The organism is Pseudomonas sp. P39-UII1, assembly GCF_039672635.1.
Lineage (GTDB): Bacteria > Pseudomonadota > Gammaproteobacteria > Pseudomonadales > Pseudomonadaceae > Aquipseudomonas.
Genome location: NZ_JBDFPP010000046.1, coordinates 1 through 6,440, shown reverse-complemented (window position 1 = coordinate 6,440; position 6,440 = coordinate 1). Strand labels below are relative to the sequence as shown.

The 6,440-nt window shown below is 52.2% G+C and carries 5 protein-coding genes and 2 pseudogenes; all 7 read left to right on the top strand.

Features of this window, described 5'->3' with window-relative positions:
• The coding region (locus ABEH27_RS25610) for an RHS repeat-associated core domain-containing protein (RefSeq protein WP_346616239.1) at positions 1 to 1,557 on the top strand (1,557 nt) is incomplete at its 5' end.
• A 10-nt stretch (positions 1,558 to 1,567) separates the two neighbouring features.
• Complete coding sequence (locus ABEH27_RS25605) at positions 1,568 to 1,873, top strand: hypothetical protein (protein ID WP_346616238.1); 306 nt, start codon at positions 1,568 to 1,570, stop codon at positions 1,871 to 1,873.
• Between the two features lie 297 nt (positions 1,874 to 2,170).
• A pseudogene (locus ABEH27_RS25600) lies at positions 2,171 to 3,989 on the top strand (RHS repeat-associated core domain-containing protein); the annotation flags it as partial.
• 16 nt (positions 3,990 to 4,005) lie between these two features.
• Complete coding sequence (locus tag ABEH27_RS25595; protein WP_346616237.1) at positions 4,006 to 4,614, top strand: hypothetical protein; 609 nt, start codon at positions 4,006 to 4,008, stop codon at positions 4,612 to 4,614.
• A gap of 18 nt (positions 4,615 to 4,632) precedes the next feature.
• Positions 4,633 to 4,905 (top strand): annotated as a pseudogene (locus ABEH27_RS25590) (hypothetical protein); the annotation flags it as partial.
• An 80-nt stretch (positions 4,906 to 4,985) separates the two neighbouring features.
• Positions 4,986 to 5,369 carry a hypothetical protein gene (locus ABEH27_RS25585; protein WP_346616236.1) on the top strand — a complete coding sequence of 128 codons (384 nt, stop codon included), beginning with the start codon at positions 4,986 to 4,988 and terminating at the stop codon, positions 5,367 to 5,369.
• Between the two features lie 312 nt (positions 5,370 to 5,681).
• Positions 5,682 to 6,440, top strand: a 759-nt coding sequence (locus tag ABEH27_RS25580) for a DUF6531 domain-containing protein (protein ID WP_346616235.1), incomplete at its 3' end; no start/stop codon positions are given.

Genomic DNA, 6,440 nt, shown 5'->3' with positions numbered 1-6,440 from the left:
AGCAACCTGACCACACTGACCCTGCCGGACGGGCGCAAGGTCAACCACCTGTACTACGGCAGCGGCCACCTGCACCAGCTGAACCTGGACGGCCAGGTGATCAGCGACATGGAGCGCGATGACCTGCACCGCGAGGTGTTCCGCACCCAGGGCAAGCTGACCAGTTGCTTTGGTTACGATGCGATGGGACGCAAGGCCTGGCAGTTTGCATCGACCCTGCCGGCAGAAAAGCTGTCGCAAGTGCACAACCCCGGCATCAATACCTCGTTGCTGGTGGAGCATGCCTACAACCCGATTCACCGTCGCTACCAATACGATCCGGCGGGCGAATTGGTGCGCACGTTGGACAAGCTGCGCGGTGAGATCAAGTACGAATACGAAGCCAACGGCCAGTTGCATAGCCGCGATACTGGCTCGTTGGTGGGCAGCGAAGAGTTCCGCTACGACCCGGCAGCCAACCGGCTGGACTTCAATGCGCGGCAACTGGAGAAGGTCAAAGACAACCGCATCAAGCGTTGGCGGGATCAGGAATACCGCTACGACCCGTGGGGTAACCTGATCGAGAAGCGCTCGGGGCATCGCAAGCTCCAGAGCTTTAGCTATGACTGCGAGAACCGGCTGGTGCGGGCAGAAACAATGCTCAACGGTAAGTTGGAAAGCATCGGCACGTATCGCTATGACAGCCTAGGGCGCCGGGTAGTCAAGCAATCCGAGATCAACGGCATCACGGAGCAGAAGCGCTTCCTTTGGCAAGGGCTGAGGATGCTGCGCGAGGAGACGCCGGGGCAGAGCATTTTGTATTTCTACGAGCCGGGTAGCTATGCGCCGTTGGCACGGGTGGATCAGGCGGAAGGGGACGAGCAAAAGGTCTATTACTTCCATACGGATCACATTGGGACGCCGCTGGAGTTAAGTAGCAGCGAAGGCGAGATCGTCTGGCAGGCGACCTATCGGCCATGGGGCGCGCTCGAACAGCTTGCGGTCAAGGATGTTGAGCAGAATCTGCGTTTCCAAGGTCAGTACTATGATGACGAGACGGGACTGCATTACAATACTTTTAGATATTATTCGCCGGAGACTGGTCGTTTTAATACTCAGGATCCGATCGGTCTGCATGGAAGTGTGAATCTATATTTTTACGCACCTAATCCAATACGATGGATAGATCCTCTGGGCTGGTATAACGGAGAAGGTGTTCGTCAGCTTGGCGTATATGACATATTTCATGAGAACACGTTGGCGCCCTCTGAGTTTAAACTTAATGACGCCACCCATTTCAGTCTCGCCAATCAATCGGTGTATGAGCGCATGAATGTTGATGCCGATTTCAAAGCCACAATTGAGGCAAAATATCCCGGCATCACTAAGCATGTGCAACCTCGTATTGATGGTAGCTTCTCAGGAGATTCACCTCCGAAGCTAACTTGGCACCATGGTGATAGCCCTGGCTCCCTGCAATTGGTAGATAGGCTTGATCACAAAACCTATCACAAAATATATCACCCTGATGGTACGGGTGGTCGTAATAAATGGGGCGGTGGTACCGCCTGTAGATGATGGAGATATGATGAAAACATATAATGGGTTTGCCGCACTCCTGAAGGACGTCAATCAGCTTCCAGTCACTGGGTGGATTTTTATTGATCGAGGTATTGATGTGGGGTCCGAGGCTTCGATTGCTGAAGCTAATTACCACCTCGCCGAAACTGAGCTCGAACAGATTGATTTCGAGAAAACCAAAAAGACTTTCGTTGAGTGTCCAACCCTTTTAGATATTGTTTCAATTCTTGATAAAAGACCGACTCGCCAACACTTGAGTGACTACATCGGTGGCGTGATTTATTATCGAGAAAATGACGATTTCCTTGACTGAGTTTCAGGCTTTTTTTGCTGGCGTAACATCAGGCTTCTTCTTTGGTGTGTGTGCTTGTCGGTTGGTGCGGTTAACCAAATTGGTGGTTAGATAGGAGGGGTACGTAAGTTATTGGGCTGGCCCTATAATGCTCTTTAACAAAGGAATGGAATTGTGTATGGGGCTGATGAAGCCCCATTTTTTCACAACCACTCTGGGTGTAATCAAATTGTTGTCGCTCTCGGCTGCCGAGAATTATCGTTCCTGCCGGTGCTCGATAAAGTTTTAGGCTCTGTACGAGAAGGGATCTCACAAACCGGTTACGGCGAGAATAGCGAACAGCCCCAGCGCGAAACGCTGTTCGAACGCGATCCGATTGGCCGGCTGATGGCCAAGCTCAACCGCGATGCGCGACAAGACTATGCGTATGACGATGTCGACCGGTTGCTGAGCATTCAGCGGCAACCCAGCGGCATCGGCAAACAACTCGGCATCACCGAAGAAAAGCTGGAGTACACCTACGACCTGCTGGGCCGACTGACCCAGGAAATCACCCCACAGGGCGTGCTCGGCTACGAATACGACCCACTGAGCAACCTGACCACACTGACCCTGCCGGATGGCCGCAAGGTCAACCACCTGTACTACGGCAGCGGCCACCTGCACCAGATGAACCTGGACGGCCAGGTCATCAGCGACATGGAGCGCGATGACCTGCACCGCGAGGTGTTCCGTACCCAGGGCAAGCTGACCAGTTGCTTTGGTTACGACGCCATGGGGCGCAAAGCGTGGCAGTTTGCGTCAACGCTACCCGCCGACAAGCTGTCTCAAGTGCACAACCCCGGCATCAATACGTCGTTGTTGGTGGAACATGCCTACAACCCGATTCACCGTCGTTACCAGTACGACCCGGCCGGGGAGTTGGTGCGTACGCTGGACAAGCTACGCGGGGGAGATCAAGTACGAATACGAAGCCAACGGCCAGTTGCACAGCCGTGATACCGGTTCCCTCGTAGGTAGCGAAGAGTTCCGCTATGACGCTGCGGCCAACCGCTTGGACTTCAATGCGCGTCAGTTTGATAAGGTCCAAGACAACCGCATCAAGCGTTGGCGGGATCAGGAGTATCGCTATGATCCGTGGGGCAACCTGATCGAAAAGCGCTCGGGGCATAGCAAGCTTCAGAGTTTTAGCTATGACTGCGAGAACCGGCTGGTTCGGGCGGAGACACTGGTCAACGGCAAGTTGGCGAGCACAGGCAAGTATCGCTATGACAGCCTAGGGCGGCGGGTAGCCAAGCAATCCGAGATCAACGGCATCACGGAGCAGAAGCACTTCCTCTGGCAAGGGCTGAGGATGCTGCGTGAGGAAACGCCTGAGCAGAACATCCTGTATTGCTATGAGCCGGGTAGCTATGCGCCGTTGGCTCGTGTTGATCAGGCGGAGGGACAAGAGCAGAAGATCTACTACTTCCACACCGATCAGATCGGTACGCCCCTAGAAATGAGCAATAGCGAGGGTGAGATTGTTTGGCAGGCGACGTATCGGTCTTGGGGGGCGATTGAGCAACTGACGATCAATGAACTCGAGCAGAATCTGCGTTTCCAAGGCCAGTACTCTGATGCTGAAACTGGCTTGCACTACAACACATTTAGGTACTACGACTCTGGAGTTGGACGCTTCATTACTCAAGATCCAATTGGCCTGAGTGGCAGTTTTAATCTCTATAAATACGCTATGAACTCCGTGGTGTGGATCGATCCATGGGGGTTGACATGTTCGACTGATGCTAAAGCTCTCAGAGCAAATATGGTTGCGGCAGGCAAGTCCGAGCCTGCTTTCAAGAATTCGGCTCACCATATTGTGATGTCTAACTCTACAGATGTGCGGATGGTTGCTCTTCAAACTAAAATGAATAAATTAGATATCGACATTAATACAGCGGAAAATGGAATATTCTTGCCATCTAATAGCAAGGTAAAACTTCCTGCAGGTAGTACGCTGCCTAATCACGCGAGCATCCATACGAACGCCTACAAGCAAAAGGTTTATGATAGACTAATTTCAGTAAATAATAGCACTGACTTCTTGAGTGAGCTGAATAAAATTAACTCAGAAATCGCTCGTGGTTTGTTTTGATTAGTGAGGTGACTTGGTGGGCGAATTAAATTACCTTAAAAAGAAATTTGAAAGAATTGAATCCAATTCCGCTAGTTTTAGGGCGGATTACTTGTCTGAGGCGCTGTCACAGGTATCTAGGAAAGTAATAACCAAAGGACCTTTTTATAATATTTGCCCGTATGAGATTGAGCGCGCAGGTTTTAAAAAGGGTAGGGTGTTAAAAAAGTTACCTGCAAGTATAAAAAATACGCACGTATATCATCTCGATGAAGGCGAGCGAATCCTGTTTGTGGAAGTGTATGGCCAGTCAGAAAATATAGTGAGTAAAGAGTTTTATAAATATAACGATGGCTCGATTGAATGTATACATTTTACCAGCGTCGGTAAGCTGAGAAATATCTTGTTGTCTGAGGTCGAGGGGGGGCTGATATCTCGAGATTTAAATTGGGGGGCGTTTGGCTGTAGCGAATCGCTATATGAGTACTCTAGTACACAGCTGGAGAAAATAAAAGTACGGCAAAAAGAGCATTCAAATAGCGAGTTCTCCGAGTTCGAGGTTGTTTTTGAATATAACGGTGATGAGCTGGTTCGGATAGTGAATGTTTTCCCTGAAGGTTATCAAGAACAACGTTTTCCATGTTAACCTGATAATCGAAATCGATCCCTGGGCCACAAGACTGAGTATCTAAACGGGGAAGACGGCTAGCCGCACACCGTCATTGATGCCCACTTCGTGTCCAAGTACCTGTGGTGGAACGCCTACGCCCAGGTTGATCGCTTTGAGGACTGCTCGGGGAAAAGCACCTATTACCGCTACGATGAGCTGCAGCACCTGATCGCCGTCACCGATGCGCTGAACCAGACCACTACGCTGGAGGGATAACCCGACGGCGAAGTGCTGGGTAGCCACCACCCGGATGGCACGGCAGAATCCTGAACTTTCAACGGCCTCGGCCGCTAAGGCGAAGAATGTTGGTAGGATCTTTGGGGCTGGGTGTGGGTGAGTAGAACAATATGATTAAATTCATGGTTGCGACAGTCGAATGTTATGAGGAAGATGCTGTTCTAACAGTGGCATTGGGCGACGATGCGTTCGATCCTCAAAACTTCATAATAATAAGTCGCTTAGACGATGAAGATAATGAAACTGTAGATCAATGCATTGGGTTGCAAACTGGCAAGTCTCAATATGAAGCAGCCGACGCGATTAAAGCTGTTGTTCTGAATCAGGATTATCTGGAGGTGCTTGTAAAGCCAAAATTCGTCGATCACTTTGGCGGAGCCAAAATTGTTGGTGAATTCCCGCTGGGGCATGGAGTGACGAAGGACGAAATATCTAAGCTGCATACTTACTTGAGCAAGATATTCACTGGCAGTCAAGTAGTGCTTCTGCTTTAAGATTGCTTGATGTTATAAGCGGCGATTTGAGTGCAGGTGAGAGCTGATTGTGGTGCGGGATTGGAGCATCACGCGATCTTTAAAATTTTAAATTAATATCGTGAGGCGTATAACGCCTCACGATAACCAATCGTCATCGTGAACGTTCCGTAACAAATTAAGTCCGCCAAGAAATCCATCGTGGCGTGCCCTCAAGTTCACCGCAGGCTTAATCGCTGTTGAAGTCGCCAGCCGCTACGTGGTCGAACCGGTCGCCTCACCACCGGCCGTAAACTGATCCCCGACGAAATCGACTTCAGGCTGCCGGGCCTGATGCCGATCGAATGGTCACGCTTTTACGCCAGCGACCTCACCGTCGACAGCGTGCTCGGCCGCGGCTGGGTGCTGCCGTGGGAACAAAGCCTGCGCCGCAGCGGCAACTTCGTCTACCTCACCGACAACCAGGGCCGCGAAGTTCCGTTTGTGAACATCCAGCCGGGCCAGCGCATCTACAACCCGCACGAGCAGGTGTACCTGGTGTGCACCGAGGGCGGGCACTACATCCTGCAGACGCTGGACAACCTGTTCTTCTACTTCGGCGAAGTGCCGGACACCGACACCGATGTCCCACTGCAGCGCATCGAAAACGCCCTAGGCCACTTCCTGCACTTCACCCGCACCGAACAAGGCACGCTGACCGACATCAGCGCCACCGGTGGCACCCGCGTGCACCTGCACTACGACAACCCATTGGGTCGACTCACCGACATCAAGCGGGTGGTCGACAACCAGGCTGTCGAAACGCTGACCCAGTACTGCTACGACGAACACGGCCAGCTCAGTGCCGTGGTCAACCGCAACGGCGACACCGTGCGCAGCTTCAGCTACGCCGACGGCGTGATGGTGACCCACAGCAACGCCATTGGCCTGGGCTGCCACTACCGCTGGGAACCCCTCAACGGGAAACCCCGCGTGGTCGAGCACTGGACCAGCGACGGCGAGCACTTCCACTTCCGCTACGACTTCGCAGCGCGCACCAGCTGGGCCACCGACGTGCTGGGCCGCGAGCTGGAGATTCACTACAACGAAGAC

Excerpts from the sequence above, each read along its gene's own strand:
- ABEH27_RS25605 (WP_346616238.1), top strand. The coding sequence starts at position 1,568 with ATGAAAACATATAATGGGTTTGCCGCACTCCTGAAGGACGTCAATCAG.
- ABEH27_RS25585 (WP_346616236.1), top strand. The coding sequence starts at position 4,986 with ATGATTAAATTCATGGTTGCGACAGTCGAATGTTATGAGGAAGATGCT.